Here is a 16,071-nt window from a genome sequence, read left to right on the forward strand (position 1 = left end):
ACATTCCCGCACGATGAAAATGGGGCGCCCGCGGGCGCCCCATTTTTTTCCACCGGCCGCAGCCACCATCAATAGAGCAGAAAGGCCTCGCGCACGTCTGCCCACTCCCGCTCGTCGGCAAAGGCCTGGGCATCCAGGTCACCGGGGCGGGCAGTCGCGTCATCCACCCACTTGCGCAGGATCTCCGAGCCGTTGATGAGGTCGATGGCAAGGCGGTCGTTTTCGTACTCGTAGGGAAAATCCCGCCACAGGGGGTAGTCACGCTGCAGATGGCGGATGGCCTTGAAGGCCAGGGCCTGCAGGCGCCAAGGGCGGAAGGCGGCATGGTTGTAGTGGGACGGATCCTCCACATGGATCTGCACCCCGCTACACAGCTTGCCCGCATGCTTGTGGAAGGTGGGCTCGAACCAGCACTCGCGCAGCCGGCAGCCCGCCAGCCACTTGGGCGCAATCGCCTGCATGTGGGCGATGACCTGACGGGCGTCGATGTCCGGCGCCCCGAACAGCTCGAGTGGCCGCGTGGTGCCACGCCCTTCCGACAGGGTCGTGCCCTCCAGCATTACGGTGCCGGCATAGGCCCGGGCCATGGACAGGTTGGGCGCATTCGGGCTGGGGTTCACCCAGCTGCGCTCAGTCACCGGCCAGCCGTAGCCGGGGGCGGCGTCCGGTGCCCAGCCGGTCATGGTGATCACCTCGCACTCCACGTCGAGTTTGAGGGTGGCGATGAACCAGCGGGCCAGCTCGCCCATGGTCATGCCGTGGCGCATGGGCATGGGCCCCGCGCCGACAAAGCTCTCCCAGCCCGGCTGCAGCAGGGTGCCTTCCACCGGCCGGCCGGCGGGGTTGGGGCGGTCGAGCACCCACACCGCCTTCTTGTGCCTGGCGGCGGCCTCCAGCACGTAGCGCAGGGTGGTAATGAAAGTGTAGATGCGGCAGCCCAGGTCCTGCAGATCCACCAGCAGCACATCGAAGCGGTCCATCATCGTCGCCGTGGGGCGACGCACCTCACCGTAGAGGCTGAACACCGGAATGCCATACTGCGGGTCGAAGTAGTCGGAGGACTCGACCATGTTGTCCTGCTTGTCACCGCGCAGGCCATGCTGGGGGCCGAAGGCCGCCGACAGCTGGATGTCGGGCAGGGCCGCCAGGGCGTCGATGGAGTGGGTCAGATCACGAGTCAGGGAGGCCGGATGGGCCAGCAGCGCGACCCGTTTGCCCGCCAGGGGGCGGCGCAGGGCGGGGTCGGCGAGGAGACGGTCGAGACCGAACTGGATCATGGTGTCGGGGCCGGTAAGGCGAGGGCAAAGCCGTCGCGGTGATGAAAATCGGGCTTGCCGGGCGGATGGCCCAGGGCCCAGTAGCGGTGGCTGCCGTCAGCGTGTTCGACAACGGCGGTGAGCCCCAGGCGCAGCGCGCCGGCAGGCAGGGCTGGCGCCGGCAGGGTCGCCACCAGCGTCAGGGCATCCCCCGAACGCTGCCAGTCAAGCCCGGGCGTGGGCATGGCCGGGCTGTCGATGCGCGCCCTGTAGCCGGAAAAATCAAAGCGCATCCACTGCCCCCCCGGAGAAAAGTTGAACTCCCGGTAGGCCTCGCCCCCTTCGGCCAACACGAACAGCTCGAAGCAGGTATGCGCCCACAGGCGCTCGACGGGCAGCTCGCCCGCCGGAATGCGCAGCGCGTCCAGCGCCCCTTCCAGCCGGTAATGCACACTGAGGCCACCATCGGCATCGCGGGCTGCCGCCACCCGTATCCCGCGCACGCAGGCATCCGGCGCATCCGGATGGCACACGAGGGCGTGGAAAGGTGGCAGATTCATAAGTGCTCAATAGGGCGTCGGACCCTCCAGTTTAGCCGGTCCGGACAACACGTTAAACTCCCACTCCTTTCTGCGGTCAATTCGCTTCTGTCTTTCGCTGTCACCCCATGTCCAGTTCCAACCATCCCATCCAGCGCAGCCTCTGGGACCGCCTGCGTCAGGTTGCCCTGTTCGAGATCGGCGGCCTGCTCCTGATCAGCCCGCCCTTCGTGTGGCTGTCGGGTGTGCCGGCCGTGGACTCCATTGGCCTGCTGCTCATCCTGGCCCTCGTCGCCGCCCTCTGGAACGGTGGCTACAACACCGCCTTCGACTGGATTGAGGGGCGCCTCACCGGCCGCACCGCCGACCGGCGCCCGTGGTCCCTGCGCGCCGCCCATGCGGTCGGCTTCGAAGGCGGTCTGCTCCTGATGACCCTGCCGATCATCGTGCTGTGGACCAGGATGGACTGGCTCTCCGCCCTCATCGCCGACATCGGTCTGGCCCTCGCCTACATGGTCTACGCCTTCGGCTTCAACCTGGCCTACGACCGCATGTTCCCCATCGCCGCAGCACAGCCCTCGAACCCCTGACCCAAGAGCCCCCTTACCATGCCCACCACCACCCTCACCATCACCGGCATGCAGTCCGACGATTGCCTGCGCACCGTCATGAACGCCATCCAGGACCTGCCCTGCATCGGCTACGTGGATGTCTCCCTCGAAACGGGCCACGCCGAGATCGAGCACACCAGCATGGTCTCCGAAGGCGACATCCGCTCGGCCATTGAAGAAGCCGGGTTTCCGACACGCTGAGCCCCGGGATGGTCGAATGAATTCGACCCCACAGCTCTCGTAGGGGCGACTTCAGTCGCCCGCGGGCTTGGATCAAGGGCCTGCCTGTGATTGACGCTCGATGGGCGACTGAAGTCGCCCCTACACATCGCCCCTACACATCGACCCTGTGAGAACGCGGGCGTCCTGCCCCCACCCGCTATAATCCGGGCCTTCGCTCCCCAGGAATCCGCCGTGTCCGATCGCCTTGCCGTTCTTCCCCAGTACCTGTTCCCCAAGCAGGCCATCACCATGCTGGCCGGCACGCTGGCCAGTGCGCAGGCCGGGGGGCTCACTACCTCGGTGATCCGCTGGTTCGTGGGGCGCTACGGGGTCAACATGGCCGAAGCGGCCAATCCGGACATCGCGAGCTACGCCAGTTTCAACGACTTCTTCACCCGCCCCCTCAAGGCCGGCGCCCGGCCCCTGGCCGCTGCCGACTTCATCTGCCCGGTGGATGGGGCCATCAGCCAGTTCGGGCACATCGACCGGGACCGCATCTTCCAGGCCAAGGGCCACGACTACTCCACCCATGCCCTGGTGGGCGGCGACCGGGACCTGGCCATCCAGTTCCAGGACGGCGAGTTCGCCACCCTCTACCTCAGCCCGCGGGACTACCACCGCATCCACATGCCCTGCGACGGCCGCCTGAGCCGCATGATCTACGTGCCCGGCGCCCTGTTCTCGGTCAACCCCACCACCGCCCGGGGCGTGCCCGGCCTGTTCGCCCGCAACGAGCGGGTGGTGTGCGTGTTCGAGAACGACGAGATCGGCCCCTTCGTGCTGGTGCTGGTGGGCGCCACCATCGTCGGCAGCATGGCCACCGTGTGGCAGGGCCAGATCAACCCGCCGCGCCCCGGCAAGATCCGCGAATGGGACTACGCCCCGGGCAAGGTCACGCTCAAAAAGGGCGAGGAGATGGGGCGTTTCCTGCTCGGCTCCACGGTGGTCATGCTCTTCCCCAAGAAGCGCATCGGCTTCACCCCCGACTGGGCGCCCGCCCGCGCCATCCGCATGGGCGAAGCCATGGGCAGCCGGGCCGCATAGCCTATCCGCGTGGGGCCTTGACCGCCCTGCCACCCGAGGAGCCCCATGCCCGTTCTGCCGATCATCGTCATTGCCCAGCTCTTCGGCACGTCCCTGTGGTTCTCGGCCAACGCCGCCGGCGACGACCTGATGCGGGCCTGGCAGCTGGTACCCGCCGACCTGGGCCGGCTCACCAACGCCGTGCAGCTGGGCTTCATCCTCGGCACCCTCGGCTTCTCGCTCACCGGCCTGGCCGACCGCTTCCCGGCCAGCCGCATCTTCGCCCTGTGCGCCCTGCTCGGCGCCGCCGCCAACGCCGGCTTCGCGCTCTTCGCCAACGGCATGGATTCGGCCCTGCTATTCCGCTTTGCCGTCGGCCTGGCCCTGGCCGGGGTCTACCCCCTGGGCATGAAATTGGTGGTGAGCTGGGTGCCGGAGCAGGCCGGACCGGCCCTGGCATGGTTGGTGGGCATGCTCACCCTGGGTACCGCCCTGCCCCATGGCGTGCGCTTTCTGGAAACCGGCTGGGGCTGGCAGGCTACGGTGCTGGTGTCGTCCGGCCTGGCCGTGCTCGCTGCCGGCCTGATCAGCCGCCTGGGTGACGGCCCGCACCTGGTACGCAAGCCCGGCACCCCACCCCTGCGCCTGGGGCGCGTACTGCACACCTTTGCCGAACCCCGCTTCCGCGCCTCGGCCCTGGGCTACTTCGGCCACATGTGGGAGCTCTACGCCTTCTGGACCCTGGTGCCCCTGCTGGTCGGCACCATCGCCCAGGGCAAGGCCTCCGGGCCGGCCTTCGCCGTCATCGGCATCGGCGCCGCCGGCTGCGTGCTGGGCGGCTTTGCCAGCCGCAAGATCGGCAGCGCCCGGGTCGCCGCCATCGCCCTGGCCGTGTCTGCCGCGTGCTGCGCCGCCTATCCCTTCCTCAAGGGCAGCCCCGAATGGTTGCTGGCCCTGGTGATGCTGATCTGGGGCGCCAGCGTGGTGGCCGACTCCCCCCACTTCTCGGCCCTGTCGGCGCGGGCCTGCCCGCCGGAGATCGTCGGCAGCGCCCTCGCCTTCCAGAACGCCATCGGCTTCGCCATCACCATGGTGTCCATCACCCTCAGCACCCGCCTGTGGCCGGAACTACAGGAGCAGGTGGCCTGGCTGCTGCTGCCCGGGCCGCTGCTGGGCCTGGTGGCGCTGGCGCCCCTGTGGCGGCCACGCTGAACAGACGAAATATCACGGCCTGCTAATATTGCAACATCCCAAGCCCAGCCCCCACACCACCATGACCATGAAGATCGCCGACCCCAGCCAGACCCAGCGCTGCAACGAAGTCCAGCTCATGCTGGCCGAACTGCCCCTCGACGGCGCCCGGGTGCTGGAGCTGGGCTGTGGCCGCGCCGAGAAGACCCGCAGCCTCGCCGAAAGCGGCCGAGTGCGCGAGATCCTGGCCCTTGAGGTGGACAGCATCCAGCACGCCTGCAACCTCCAGATCACCGACCTGCCCCAGGTCCGCTTTCTTCACGGCGGTGCCGAGGCCATCCCCGCCGACGACGCCAGCGTGGACCTGGTGATCCTGTTCAAGTCCCTGCACCACGTGCCCATGGCCCACATGGACCAGGCCCTGGCCGAGATCGCCCGGGTGCTGCGCCCCGGCGGCCTGGCGTGGATCTCCGAACCGGTCTACGCCGGTGACTTCAACGAAGTCATCCGCCTCTTCCACGACGAAAAGACCGTGCGCGAAGCGGCCTTTGCCGCCGAATGCCGGGCCGTGGAGGGCGGCATCCTGGCCCTCGACCGCCAGCTCTTCTTCCAGACCCGCAGCCACTATGCTGACTTCGCCGAGTTCGACGCACGCATGATCCAGGTGACCCACACGAACCACCGCCTGTCCCCGGATCTGTACGCGCAAGTGCGGCAGGCCTTCGAAGCCCACCTCAGCCCGGAGGGCGCCACCTTCTACCCGCCCCAGCGGGTGGATGTGCTGAAGAAGCCGGGCTGAGGGCGTTCCCGCACCAAAACGGCCAAAGTGGCTACAATGGACATATCAGATCCAAGGGGCCCGCAATGAAGGTCATGACCGCTCGCGACGCGAAGAACCACTTCGGCGAATTTCTCGATGCCGCCCGCCGGGAACCCGTGCTTGTCACCAAGAATGATCGCCCGGTGGGCATCATGATCTCCCTCGAAGACGCAAAGGACACCCTCCTTGCGGACTTCTTCATCGAGAAGGATCCCGGATACGACGAATGGCTGTCCGGCAAAGTAAGCCGCACCATGGAACGCGTGGCATCCGGCGAAAGTGCACTCGTGGACCACAACGACGCCATGGCGCAACTGAAAGAACGGATCGCGGCCCGCCTCCGCCAAACCCCGTAGGACACCATGCGGATCCTGTGGAGCGAGGAGGCCCTCGACGACCTTGAGGAAATCCTCGCCTACTACCACCTTGAAGCCAGTCCACGCACTGCAGCGGCAGTCGAACGCAGGATCATCGGAGAGATCGAATCCTTACCTCCCCACCCTGAACGGATCCGGGAAAGCGACCGGATCCCGGGCGCCCGTGAGTTGGTTGTGAGCAAGCTCCCCTACGTGGTCTTCGTCCGGGTGAGCGGTGACACCATCATCGTCCTCAACGTGGTCCACACCAAACGACGCTTCCCACACTGACAGGGAGCCGCCCGCAGCAAGGGCAGCCTTGTCGTGTGCGATGACAATCGGGAGGGCGTGTAAGCACGCTACGGCAGAAGCCTGCCGCTGATCTGCTGAAAAATCCCGGCGGATGGCCCTATTCGGGGACGACGCTACGGCGCCTCCCCCGGACCCGAAAACCCCGCGTCTGCCTCATACGAAATCCGCACCCCGTCCCTCTTCGGCACGCTCTTGAACACACGCGCCGCGGCGTGGTGCCGCAGTACGAGCGCCCTCTCACCCATCCAAACCACCGACACGGCCGGCGCGGCCCCATGGTTGGTATCGGACACGAACAGGTTCCCGCCCTCATTTCCAAGCGCCTCGTCGGCATCGAGGAGCGAAGCCTGGGTGCTGAACCCTGTCGTCGCCCCGCAGTCGCGCTGAAAGACGACGACCCGGTGCTGATTGCCCGGCGACGGGTACTCGGCCATCACCTCGTTGCCACACATGGCCTCGCCAAATGCCCACAGCGCCAGCGCCGAACCTGCAACGAGAAGCCCCAGCAGAACGCCCGCAAGCAGCAGAAGGGCCAACAGCAGGTTCTTCAGAAAAAGGGGCATCGGCATCATGCGTACCCCAGCAGCAGGATCACCACAAGCAACACGACCCCGAACACAGCGACGAACTCCGGATCGTGTTTGCCCCCTCCCCGCGGTGGATAGCGCCCAAGCGTGAGCACCCGCAGAAAAGCCAGCCCTGCCAGTAGAAAACGCCGATCAGAACGACGTCGAGGAGAAATCCGGCGATGAGTTCAAGCATTGGGGGCGCAGTCTCTAGGTGCGGAACAGGATACCAATGCCAAATACTCACATGTCCTTCCCGTCCGCCCAATGAACTACCTCACTCCCCCCGCCCCATCCGCAATATCCTCACCGCCCCACCTACCACCACCACGCCGATCAGGCTGCCGATCACCCAGTCGGGCCAGGGGTGCCCCAGCCAGGCCACCAGCAGGCCGGCGACGATGACGCCCACGTTGGCCAGGGCGTCGTTGGCGGTGAAGATGTAGCTGGCCTTCATGTGGGCGCCGCCATGGCGGTGGCGGGCGATGAGGGCCATACAGCTGAGGTTGGCGGCCAGGGCCAGGGCGGAGATGCCCATCATGGCGGTGGCGAGGGTGGCGGAGCCGTACAGCACATGGTGGATCACCCGGCCGAACAGGCCGATGCCCAGGGCGAGCTGCAGCCAGCCGGCCAGATGGGCGGCGCGCAGTTGCATGGCCGCGCCGCGCCCCACGGCATAGAGGGCCACCCCATACACGGCGGCGTCGGCAAACATGTCGAGGCCGTCGGCGAGCAGGCCGGTGGATTCGGCCCACCAACCGGCTAGGCCTTCAATCACGAACATCACCGCGTTGATGGCCAGCAGCCAGCTCAAGGCCCGGCGCTCGGCGGCCGCATCGGTGGCCGGGGCCGCGGGCAGGCCATCGGCCGGCCCGCTGTCCAGGCGCTCCGCCCCCATGCCCAGGCGGGCGATGCGGGCCTCGATGTCGTCCGCCGGCAAGCTGTGCCAGACGGTCACGCTGCGGGCCATCAGATCAAAGGCCAGGGCCTGGGCGTGGCCGTCCAGGGCCATGCGCACCAGGTGCTCTTCGCCCGGGCAGTCCATGTCATCCACCCGAAAGGTGGAGCGGAAGCGGGCCTCCCCCAACCCCGCGCCCAAGGCAACCGCGGCCACCGGCTGGCTGGCCGCCGCGCAGCCGCAGGCGCCCTTGCAGGTGCCGCTTGTCGATTCACTCATCCCGGGTTCTCCATCACACACCATCGCGCCCTGCCCATGCGCAGGGGCTGTCGCCCGGATGGTAGCCTTTCATCCTCGCCTCACCCAGCCCGCCCGCCATGAACGCCCCGCTGATCCGCTACGTCGAACCCGTCTTCCGCCCGCCCTCCGAAGCCGAATCCCTGATCCTGCCCGTCACCGACGGCTGCTCGTGGAATGCCTGCACTTTCTGCGAGATGTACACCGCCCCCCAGAAGGCCTTCCGCGCCCGCAGCGAGGACGAGGTGCTGACCAGCATCCACCAGGTGGGCGAGCGCTACGGCAACCGGGTGCGCCGCGTCTTTCTGGCCGACGGCGACGCCCTGGTGCTGCCCACCCGCCGCCTGCTAGCCATCCTGGAAGCAATCCGAACCCACCTGCCCGCCGTGCACCGGGTGTCCAGCTACTGCCTGGCCCGCAATCTCAAGAAGAAGACGGTGGCCGAGCTGACAAGCTTGCGCGAGGCCGGCCTGCGCATGGCCTACCTGGGCGCCGAATCCGGCGACGACCTGGTGCTGGAAAAGGTGAAGAAGGGCGAGACCCACGACAGCACCCGCGCCGCCCTCGACAAGCTGGGCGAAGCCGGCATCACCCGCTCGGTGATGATCCTCAACGGGCTGGGCGGGCAGATCTACAGCGACCAGCACGCCGACCACTCCGCCCGCCTCGCCAACGCCACCCAGCCCGAGTTCCTGTCCACCCTGGTGGTGAGCTTCCCCCAGGGCGAAGCGCGCTTTCGCGCCGACTTTCCCGAATGGGAACCTCTCGACCAGGCCGGCCTGTTCCGCGAGATGGAGCGCTTCCTGTCGCAACTGGAGCTGCGCCGCACCGTGTTCAGATCGGATCACGCCAGCAACTTCCTGATACTCAAGGGCACCCTTGGGGCAGATAAAGCCAGACTCCTCGAACAGGTCCGCCAGGCCATCGCCCAGCCCGACAGTGCCCACCTCCGCCCCGACTGGGCCCGCGGCTTGTAGGCAGAAAGCAGAGCCCCCCTGTAGGGGCGACTTCAGTCGCCCGCGGACTTGGATCAACAACATACCGATGGGTCATCGCGCGGATGGGCGACTGAAGTCGCCCCTACGAGTCGCCCCTGCAAAAGCGGCGGTACTTCCCGTCAAACGGATGTTGCCAGGATGAATCGCTCCCACAGATGCATCAGGGCTGTTCGGCGCGGATATCGCCTGCTTGACCCGCCTCTCCGCCCGGCGTAAATCAGTGATGCCTTTCGACTGAATCCCTCCCCTCTGCGCGGAGCCCCCATGCGCCTCAAGCAAGCCCTCTCACGCGCCGCGGCGCGTACCCGGCAGCAGCTCACCCACCTGGACAGCCAGCCCCTGGGCCGGGCGGTGCTGGTGGTTGTGCTGTTGCTCGATCTGTTCATCCTGATGTCGATCTTCGACGGGCTGGCGGCGCATACGCGGCAGCTCACCGCGCCGGACGAGACCATCCCCCACACCTGCCGCGCGATGGTGATCGACGAGACCTGGACCACGGACAATCGGCTCGGCCGGCTGGCCGCGCTGGCGACGGCCGGCAGCGCCAGCCCTTACCCGCCCCGTGACAACAAGGCCGAGCACCACCCGCTGTGCGCGCCCTATCTGGACCGGATCGCCCGCATCCAGGCCGACAAGGCCCTGGTGCGCCTCTTCGAGACCCACCAGAAAGTCGAGCGGGAGGTGCGCGAGCAGCAGCTTGCCATCGACCGCCTGAAGGGCGCCTACGATACCTCACTGCTGGAGCGCATGGCCGGCAACACGCCCGGCCAGACGCCGGTAGACGCCAGCCGCGCCGAGTTCCACACCCGCACGGCCGCCCTTGATGGCCTGAAGGCCCAGGCCGCCGCGCTGGCGCAGACGATCAACGCCCGCGACGACATCCAGGCCCTGTGGGCAGTGCTGGACAGGCCGTCGGAGGCCGACCGGCAACAGTTGCGGGATGATCTGCAGCGCCTGAACTTCTGGTTCCCGGTGAAGCAGCTGGGCATGCAGTTGATCTTCCTGCTGCCCCTGCTCCTGGTCTTCCGCGCCTGGAACAGCGCCAGCCTGCGCAATGGGCGGGGCCTGCAGACGCTGGTGTCGGCGCACCTGCTGGTGGTGAGCTTCATCCCCATCCTCTTCAAGCTGGTCGAGGCGGTGTATCGGATCATTCCGCACCGGCTGCTGGCCGCGCTGTTCGAGTTTCTCGCGGCCTTCAGGCTGGTGGCGATCTGGCACTACCTGGTGATGGCGGCGGTCATCGCCGCCGCGCTGGTGGTGATCCATTTTCTGCAGAAGAAGCTCTTCTCCCGGGAGAGGTTGCTGGAGCGGCGCATTGCCCGTGGCGAGTGCCAGGGCTGCGGCAAGCACCTGCCCGCCGACTCAGCCGCCTGCCCGTTCTGCGGCTACGCCCAGTTCCGCCTCTGCCCCAGCTGCCAGGGGCTGATGCACAGGCACGCGCGTTTCTGCCACCACTGCGGCCAACCCGCAGCAGGCGATGTGGGGTCGGGTTCATCCTGACGAGGGAGGCGACGTGTAGGGGCGACTCGTAGGGGCGACTTCAGTCGCCCATCCCCGCATCGATCACAGACATGCCCTTGATCGAAGTCCGCAGCCGACTGAAGCCACCCCCACCGGCGGCTCCCCAAATTGGCGTCACAGGAAATCACAGCAAGGCCCTCCAGGGCGTCTTATCCTTCGCCGCCCGGGTTCTGGTGACAGTGCGGGCCGAGTGCTGGAGCGCATGAAAGCGCTGCGTCTTCCTGTCGGATTTCTTTACAACACGAGGACTTAATTCACAGACAAAAAGCGGAGAGTCACGCTAGGCGCGGAAAAACAAAACGGGCAGGAAGCTTGCTTTATCAGTTTAAGGGGCTGCATGTGGCCCCCGGAGACTCACTGATGCGCACCCCGATCCTGTTCAAGTTCTTCCTTTGCTGCACGTTGCTGATCGTCGTCGCGCTCGCCCTGCCGAACCCCACCCGGGCTGCAGTGGCCACTGGCGCCGGATTGAGCGACCCGGTCACCGAGGCCCTCACACCGTCCGCCGCCAGCGAACCCATCAGCGCCCCGCCGGCCGACAACAACCTGCAGACCCTGATGACCCCGACGGCCCTGGACGAGCTGGGTCGCGCCACGCCCTTGTCGGCAGCGCTAACCAACGAGCCTGCCGCTGTGCCCGCACCGGAACCCTCTGCCCTGCTGCTGCTGGCCATCGGCATCGGGGTGCTTTGGCTGATACGCCGCAAGCGTTGAAGCGTCACAGCCCTTCAGCCTTTACCCCAAGCGCTACCCCATTCTCGCACCTCAGGACAGGTAGCCTTTCACGGGCGGCGACCGGAGCCGATGCTATGCTCGACGGATTCGCCGCCGGCATCGGCCTGGCGGCCTCTGTGATATCCGGAGCCCTGCCCATGAAATCCGCCTTCGTTCTCCGCCGCACGAGCCTCGCCATCGGCCTGGCCCTCGCCGCACCGGCCCTGCTGGCCCAGACGCAAGCCCAGCCACAAACCCCGATCCGCCCGATTACCCCGCCGGCAGCCACCGTCAAGCCAGCCGTGCCGCCCGTGACCGCACCGGCCGTGACACCTGCGTCCCCCGTGGCCTCCCCAGCCGCAGCGCCCGGCGCCACCCCGCCCGTTGCCGGCGTCGTGCCCGTCGATCCCAACGCGCCCCCTCCGGCCCCGCCACCGCCGCCGCTCTCCGACATCATCTTCACCAATGGCGAGGTGCTGACCCTCGACGACAAGCGCCCCACCGCCCAGGCTGTGGCCATCAAGGGCAGCAAGATCATCGCTGTGGGCAAGAGCAAGGACATCCTGGCGCGCTGGAAGAGCGAGGGCACCGAGGTGGTGGACCTGGCCGGCAAGACCCTGGTGCCGGGTTTCATCGACAGCTGGGGGCAGATGTCGCGCATGGGCCTGTATTCGGTGGCGGCCCAGGTGCAGTCGCCGCCAGAGGGCAAGGTGACCGACACCAACGGTCTGCTGCGCGAGCTGCGCGAATGGGGCAGGGGCGACCTGGCCAAGCGTTTCGGCTGGATCATCGGTTTCGGCTACGACGACACCCGCCTGCGCGAACAGCGCCGCCCCAGCCGGACCGACCTGGACAGCCTCTCCCGCGACACCCCGGTGATCGTGGTGCACTACTCCGGCAGCCACCTGGTGGCCAACAGCAAGGCCCTGGAACTGGCCGGCATCGGCCGCGACAGCATCGACCCGCCGGGCGGCAGCATCGGCCGCTGGCCGGGCTCGAAGGAGCCCGACGGCGTGCTCGAAGGCGCCGCCGCCACCGCCCTGCTTGGCGCCCTGCCGCAACTGCCCGCCGACGACCGTCAGGCCATGATCCAGCAGGGCCAGACCCTCTATCTGCAGAACGGCTACACCACCGCCGTGGAGGCCCGCGCCACCCCCGACGATCTGTCCCTGTACACCCAGGCCGCCGACACCGGCGCCCTCAAGCTCGACGTGCTGCTCTACGCCGACCTGGCCAGCGCCGGCGCCAGCCTGAAGGGCAACAAGATCATCGGGCCCAAGTACTACAAGGGCCACCTCAAGCTGGCCGGCGTGTCCTTCGCACTCGACGGCAACGCCGAAGACCGCAGCGCCTGGCTCACCCAACCCTACCAGCTGCCGCCCCCGGGCAAGCGCACCACCTTTGCCGGCTATCCGGGCAGCACCGACGAAGCCGCGGGCGAGCTGTTCTCCCGCGCCTATGCCGGCGGCTGGCAGGTGGCCGTGCAGGCCAACGGCGATGCGGCCATCGACCAGTTCATCAACGGCCTGCAGGCAGCTGCCAGCAAACATCCGGGCAAGGACCGCCGCCCCCTGCTGGCCGGCGGCCAGACCCTGCGTGACGACCAGCTCGACACCCTGAAGACCCTCGGCGTGAGCCTGGCCGTGGCGCCGCGCCGCCTCGGGCTGTCCCTGGCCACCCTCAAGGACTATGCCCTCGGTGAGGAGCGCACGGCCCGCTTCACCCCCGCCGGTGCAGCTGTGGGCAAGGGCCTGCCGGTACTGCTGGCCGGCGACGCCTCGCAGCTCGAGCCGACCCCCTTGGCCAACCTGGCCGCAGCCATCAAGCGCCCGGTCGGCGAGGCTCAGCAGCTCAGCCCGCTGGACGCCCTCAAGGCCCTCACCCTGCTGCCAGCCCGCCAGCTCGGCGAGGAGAAACTCAAGGGCAGTATCGCCGCTGGCAAGCTCGCCGACCTGACCGTGCTCTCCGCCAACCCGCTCAAGACACCCGCCGACAAGCTCGGCGAGATCAAGGTGATTGGCACGGTAAAGGAAGGCGTGACGGTGTTCGGCGGCAACGAAGGCGGGGTGCCGATCCTGCGCTGACGCGGCAGGGTGGTGGCCTGGGAACTGTAGGGGCGACTTCAGTCGCCCAACGCGCGTCGATCACGGGCATGCCCAGGATAGAACTCCGCGGGCGACTGAAGTCGCCCCTACAAGTCGCCCCTACAAGTCGCCCCTGCAAGTCGCCCCTGCAGACGAGGCCGCATCGGCCGTCAGATGACGCGTCAAACTGCGGGGCCGGGTTCATCCCACCGAAAGCGAGCTGCCTTGCCCCTTTCAGCGCAGGTTCGACAGATACTCCACCACGGCCTCGATGTTCCGCTCACCAAGACCGGACACGGCGGCCGTCATGGGAGGATAGGTGCGCTCGCCGCTGGCTTTCAGATAGCGCAAAAGGCTGCGCCGCAGGTATTCGGGCTGCTGGCCGGCGAGGCGAGGAAAGTTCTCGCCGCCACGGGCATCCGCCCCGTGGCAACGCACGCAGTTCTTCTCGAAGTGCTCCCGCCCTTCGGCTGCCCTGGCCGTAGACGGAGTGCCCGCCGGCGTGACCGGCTGGGCTGAGTAGAACAGGGCGATCTGCGCCTTTTCCTCGGCGCTGAGCACTTTCATCAGGCCCTGCATGAAGGCGTCCTTGCGCCGGCCGTTGAGGAAGGCGTCAACCTGTCCAAGGACATACGTGGGGTGCTGACCCGCCAGGTTAGGGACTTCTCCGTATTTGCTGAGTCCCGTCTCGCCATGGCAGTTGGCACAGAAAAAGGCGGCCTTGCGGCCGGCATCCTGGGCGACCTTCTGATCTGCAGGTCGGGCCTTGGTGATCCGGTCCAGGACATCCCTGGGGGCATCGGCGAAAGCCGAACCCAGCATGGCCACCGCACTCAGGGCACCGACCACCGACCACCTCAGGACGCTGCGCGCTGCAAGGGTCATTCCGCTTCCTTCCATTCCAACTCCCGACTGGCCGCCACCGGCGGAATACCGGGAATTGTAGTTTGCCTGAAGCCGGCCCACTACAATCGCGCATCTTTACCCTCCGGACCCCGCCATGCAGCCCGTTTCCCCCACTCCCCGCGTCGCCGTGATCGGCGGCGGCCCGGCCGGCCTGATGGCGGCCGAAACCCTGGCCCGGGGCGGCGTGCAGGTCGATCTCTTCGACGCGATGCCCTCGGTGGGGCGCAAGTTCCTGCTGGCCGGGCGGGGCGGACTCAACATCACCCACGCCGAGCCCTTCGCCGCCTTCGCCGGGCGTTACGGCAGCCGCGAGGACATCATCACGCCCCTGCTCCGCGCCTTCGGCCCGGCGGAACTGCGGGCCTGGGTGGAAGCCCTGGGGGTGAGCACCTTCGTGGGCAGCTCCGGGCGGGTCTTCCCCCAGGAGATGAAGGCCGCCCCGCTACTGCGCGCCTGGCTGGCGCGCCTGCGGGAGACCGGGGTGCGCTTCCATGTGCGCCACCGCTGGGCGGGCTGGAGCGTGGACGGGCAGCTGCGTTTCACCACCCCCGCCGGCGAACACCTGCAGCAGGCCGACGCCACGTTGCTGGCTCTGGGCGGCGGCAGCTGGGCCCGACTCGGCTCGGATGGCGCCTGGGTGCCGCTGCTCGGCGGGCGGGGCGTGGATGTGGCGCCCCTGGAGGCGGCCAACTGCGGCTTCATCGTCGCCTCGCCCCGGCTGGCCTCGGGGGCGGGGTGGAGTGAGCACTTCCGCAGCCGCTTTGCCGGCCAGCCCCTCAAGTCCGTGGCCATGGCCCTCCAGGGCGATGAGGCCCCGATGCGCCCCGGCGAGGCGATGATCAGCGACGACGGCATCGAGGGCAGCCTGGTGTATGCCCTGTCGGCCGCGATCCGCGAGCGCATCAAGGCGGAAGGCCGGGCTACCCTGCTCATCGATCTGGCGCCGGGCCGCAGCCTGGAACGGGTGCACGCCGAAGTGGCCCACCCACGGGGCGCCCGCTCCCTGGCCAGCCATCTGCAAAGCCGCGTCGGCATCGCCGGGGTGCGTATGGCCCTGCTGCGGGAATGCCTGCCAGAGGCCGTCCTGGCCGACCCGCAACGACTGGCGACGGCCATCAAGGCCCTGCCCCTCGCCCTGATCGCCCCACGCCCCCTGGACGAGGCCATCAGCAGCGCCGGTGGCGTGCGCTTCGAGGAGCTGGACGCGGGCCTGATGATCCGCGCCGCGCCGGGCGTCTTCTGCAGCGGCGAAATGCTCGACTGGGAGGCCCCCACCGGTGGCTACCTGCTCACTGCCTGCCTGGCCACCGGCCGCCGGGCCGGAGAGGGCGTGCTGGCGTGGCTGGCACGACGCTGAACGGCACAGACATTCACAGCTTGTAACATTGCCGGCCCAAGGCGGAGGTTAGAGTCAGGGCTCACTCATTCTCCAGGGGCTTCGCCATGGGCATTCTCTCCACCATCTTCATCGGCCTGCTGGTCGGCCTCGTCGCCCGCTTCGTGAAGCCCGGCGACGACAGCATGGGCTGGATCAAGACCATCCTGTTCGGCATCGGCGGCTCCATCGCCGCCACCTACGGCGGCCAGGCCCTCGGCCTGTACCAGGCCGGCCAGGGTGCCGGCTTCCTGGGCTCGGTGATCGGCGCGGTGATCCTGCTGCTGGTGGCGAGCAAACTGTCCAGCAAGTCCTGAGGCCTCGGGGCATTACAATCAAGGGCTGGCGGCGTCGTTCCGTCAGCCTTTTTCTTTGGAGTCCA

At 67.9% G+C, this 16,071-nt stretch carries 18 protein-coding genes; 13 read left to right on the top strand and 5 right to left on the bottom strand.

The annotated features are described in order from the left end of the window. Positions 1-68 precede the first annotated feature (68 nt). A complete protein-coding gene (locus tag ACIQ09_RS08310; RefSeq protein ID WP_398308099.1) occupies positions 69-1,277 on the bottom strand; it encodes an exo-beta-N-acetylmuramidase NamZ domain-containing protein in 1,209 nt (402 codons plus the stop codon). After that, complete coding sequence (locus tag ACIQ09_RS08315; RefSeq protein ID WP_398308101.1) at positions 1,274-1,816, bottom strand: DOMON-like domain-containing protein; 543 nt, start codon at positions 1,814-1,816, stop codon at positions 1,274-1,276. The genes ACIQ09_RS08310 and ACIQ09_RS08315 overlap by 4 nt, the downstream gene beginning before the upstream one ends. 107 nt (positions 1,817-1,923) lie before the next feature. Here ACIQ09_RS08315 and ACIQ09_RS08320 point away from each other — a divergent pair, with 107 nt between their 5' ends. The 7 genes from ACIQ09_RS08320 (at position 1,924) to ACIQ09_RS08350 (ending at position 6,309) form a co-directional block, all read left to right on the top strand. Beyond that, positions 1,924-2,385, top strand: a complete 462-nt coding sequence (locus ACIQ09_RS08320) for a PACE efflux transporter (protein WP_398308103.1) — start codon at positions 1,924-1,926, stop codon at positions 2,383-2,385. Between the two features lie 18 nt (positions 2,386-2,403). After that, positions 2,404-2,607 (top strand): heavy-metal-associated domain-containing protein, encoded by a 204-nt coding sequence (locus ACIQ09_RS08325; protein ID WP_299880960.1) that lies wholly within the window; start codon positions 2,404-2,406, stop codon positions 2,605-2,607. Positions 2,608-2,820: 213 nt separating this feature from the next. Then, positions 2,821-3,672 carry an archaetidylserine decarboxylase gene (gene asd, locus ACIQ09_RS08330; RefSeq protein WP_398308105.1) on the top strand — a complete coding sequence of 284 codons (852 nt, stop codon included), beginning with the start codon at positions 2,821-2,823 and terminating at the stop codon, positions 3,670-3,672. 45 nt (positions 3,673-3,717) lie between these two features. Further along, positions 3,718-4,863: an MFS transporter gene (locus ACIQ09_RS08335; RefSeq protein ID WP_398308107.1), complete on the top strand. Its 1,146-nt coding sequence runs from the start codon at positions 3,718-3,720 to the stop codon at positions 4,861-4,863. A 61-nt stretch (positions 4,864-4,924) separates the two neighbouring features. Continuing rightward, complete coding sequence (locus ACIQ09_RS08340) at positions 4,925-5,641, top strand: class I SAM-dependent methyltransferase (protein ID WP_398308109.1); 717 nt, start codon at positions 4,925-4,927, stop codon at positions 5,639-5,641. A gap of 65 nt (positions 5,642-5,706) precedes the next feature. Further along, positions 5,707-6,018, top strand: a complete 312-nt coding sequence (locus ACIQ09_RS08345; protein ID WP_398308111.1) for a type II toxin-antitoxin system Phd/YefM family antitoxin — start codon at positions 5,707-5,709, stop codon at positions 6,016-6,018. A gap of 6 nt (positions 6,019-6,024) precedes the next feature. After that, positions 6,025-6,309: a type II toxin-antitoxin system RelE/ParE family toxin gene (locus tag ACIQ09_RS08350; RefSeq protein ID WP_398308113.1), complete on the top strand. Its 285-nt coding sequence runs from the start codon at positions 6,025-6,027 to the stop codon at positions 6,307-6,309. Between the two features lie 134 nt (positions 6,310-6,443). On the opposite strand, the gene ACIQ09_RS08355 is transcribed toward ACIQ09_RS08350, so the two are convergent. Together ACIQ09_RS08355 and ACIQ09_RS08360 are read right to left on the bottom strand one after the other, a co-directional pair. Further along, positions 6,444-6,902, bottom strand: a complete 459-nt coding sequence (locus tag ACIQ09_RS08355) for a hypothetical protein (protein ID WP_398308115.1) — start codon at positions 6,900-6,902, stop codon at positions 6,444-6,446. 271 nt (positions 6,903-7,173) lie between these two features. Further along, complete coding sequence (locus tag ACIQ09_RS08360) at positions 7,174-8,073, bottom strand: cation transporter (protein ID WP_398308117.1); 900 nt, start codon at positions 8,071-8,073, stop codon at positions 7,174-7,176. A 98-nt stretch (positions 8,074-8,171) separates the two neighbouring features. Here ACIQ09_RS08360 and ACIQ09_RS08365 point away from each other — a divergent pair, with 98 nt between their 5' ends. From ACIQ09_RS08365 to ACIQ09_RS08380, 4 genes are all read left to right on the top strand, one after another. Continuing rightward, positions 8,172-9,068: a radical SAM protein gene (locus tag ACIQ09_RS08365; protein ID WP_398308119.1), complete on the top strand. Its 897-nt coding sequence runs from the start codon at positions 8,172-8,174 to the stop codon at positions 9,066-9,068. A gap of 285 nt (positions 9,069-9,353) precedes the next feature. After that, positions 9,354-10,589, top strand: coding sequence for a zinc ribbon domain-containing protein (locus tag ACIQ09_RS08370; RefSeq protein WP_398308121.1), 1,236 nt, complete (start codon positions 9,354-9,356; stop codon positions 10,587-10,589). 381 nt (positions 10,590-10,970) lie between these two features. Continuing rightward, on the top strand, positions 10,971-11,324 hold the full coding sequence (locus tag ACIQ09_RS08375; RefSeq protein ID WP_398308123.1) for a PEP-CTERM sorting domain-containing protein: 354 nt from the start codon (positions 10,971-10,973) through the stop codon (positions 11,322-11,324). A 95-nt stretch (positions 11,325-11,419) separates the two neighbouring features. After that, positions 11,420-13,408 carry an amidohydrolase gene (locus ACIQ09_RS08380; RefSeq protein WP_398308125.1) on the top strand — a complete coding sequence of 663 codons (1,989 nt, stop codon included), beginning with the start codon at positions 11,420-11,422 and terminating at the stop codon, positions 13,406-13,408. Between the two features lie 234 nt (positions 13,409-13,642). On the opposite strand, the gene ACIQ09_RS08385 is transcribed toward ACIQ09_RS08380, so the two are convergent. Beyond that, entirely contained in the window at positions 13,643-14,293 is a 651-nt protein-coding gene (locus ACIQ09_RS08385) for a c-type cytochrome (protein WP_398308127.1), read from the bottom strand. A gap of 115 nt (positions 14,294-14,408) precedes the next feature. Between ACIQ09_RS08385 and ACIQ09_RS08390 the strand changes: the two genes are divergently transcribed. Continuing rightward, complete coding sequence (locus tag ACIQ09_RS08390; protein WP_398308129.1) at positions 14,409-15,671, top strand: TIGR03862 family flavoprotein; 1,263 nt, start codon at positions 14,409-14,411, stop codon at positions 15,669-15,671. 86 nt (positions 15,672-15,757) lie between these two features. Then, positions 15,758-16,006 carry a GlsB/YeaQ/YmgE family stress response membrane protein gene (locus ACIQ09_RS08395; RefSeq protein WP_398308131.1) on the top strand — a complete coding sequence of 83 codons (249 nt, stop codon included), beginning with the start codon at positions 15,758-15,760 and terminating at the stop codon, positions 16,004-16,006. Positions 16,007-16,071 lie beyond the last annotated feature (65 nt).

The sequence above is a fragment of the Zoogloea sp. genome (genome assembly GCF_044344315.1).
In the GTDB taxonomy this organism is placed as follows: Bacteria; Pseudomonadota; Gammaproteobacteria; order Burkholderiales; family Rhodocyclaceae; genus Zoogloea.

Bases quoted from the DNA above. Each gene is read 5' to 3' on its own strand.
- ACIQ09_RS08310 (WP_398308099.1), bottom strand. From the start codon at position 1,277: ATGATCCAGTTCGGTCTCGACCGTCTCCTCGCCGACCCCGCCCTGCGC.
- ACIQ09_RS08315 (WP_398308101.1), bottom strand. From the start codon at position 1,816: ATGAATCTGCCACCTTTCCACGCCCTCGTGTGCCATCCGGATGCGCCG.
- ACIQ09_RS08320 (WP_398308103.1), top strand. From the start codon at position 1,924: ATGTCCAGTTCCAACCATCCCATCCAGCGCAGCCTCTGGGACCGCCTG.
- ACIQ09_RS08325 (WP_299880960.1), top strand. From the start codon at position 2,404: ATGCCCACCACCACCCTCACCATCACCGGCATGCAGTCCGACGATTGC.
- ACIQ09_RS08335 (WP_398308107.1), top strand. From the start codon at position 3,718: ATGCCCGTTCTGCCGATCATCGTCATTGCCCAGCTCTTCGGCACGTCC.
- ACIQ09_RS08340 (WP_398308109.1), top strand. From the start codon at position 4,925: ATGACCATGAAGATCGCCGACCCCAGCCAGACCCAGCGCTGCAACGAA.
- ACIQ09_RS08345 (WP_398308111.1), top strand. From the start codon at position 5,707: ATGAAGGTCATGACCGCTCGCGACGCGAAGAACCACTTCGGCGAATTT.
- ACIQ09_RS08350 (WP_398308113.1), top strand. From the start codon at position 6,025: ATGCGGATCCTGTGGAGCGAGGAGGCCCTCGACGACCTTGAGGAAATC.
- ACIQ09_RS08355 (WP_398308115.1), bottom strand. From the start codon at position 6,902: ATGATGCCGATGCCCCTTTTTCTGAAGAACCTGCTGTTGGCCCTTCTG.
- ACIQ09_RS08360 (WP_398308117.1), bottom strand. From the start codon at position 8,073: ATGAGTGAATCGACAAGCGGCACCTGCAAGGGCGCCTGCGGCTGCGCG.
- ACIQ09_RS08365 (WP_398308119.1), top strand. From the start codon at position 8,172: ATGAACGCCCCGCTGATCCGCTACGTCGAACCCGTCTTCCGCCCGCCC.
- ACIQ09_RS08370 (WP_398308121.1), top strand. From the start codon at position 9,354: ATGCGCCTCAAGCAAGCCCTCTCACGCGCCGCGGCGCGTACCCGGCAG.
- ACIQ09_RS08375 (WP_398308123.1), top strand. From the start codon at position 10,971: ATGCGCACCCCGATCCTGTTCAAGTTCTTCCTTTGCTGCACGTTGCTG.
- ACIQ09_RS08380 (WP_398308125.1), top strand. From the start codon at position 11,420: ATGCTCGACGGATTCGCCGCCGGCATCGGCCTGGCGGCCTCTGTGATA.
- ACIQ09_RS08385 (WP_398308127.1), bottom strand. From the start codon at position 14,293: ATGACCCTTGCAGCGCGCAGCGTCCTGAGGTGGTCGGTGGTCGGTGCC.
- ACIQ09_RS08390 (WP_398308129.1), top strand. From the start codon at position 14,409: ATGCAGCCCGTTTCCCCCACTCCCCGCGTCGCCGTGATCGGCGGCGGC.
- ACIQ09_RS08395 (WP_398308131.1), top strand. From the start codon at position 15,758: ATGGGCATTCTCTCCACCATCTTCATCGGCCTGCTGGTCGGCCTCGTC.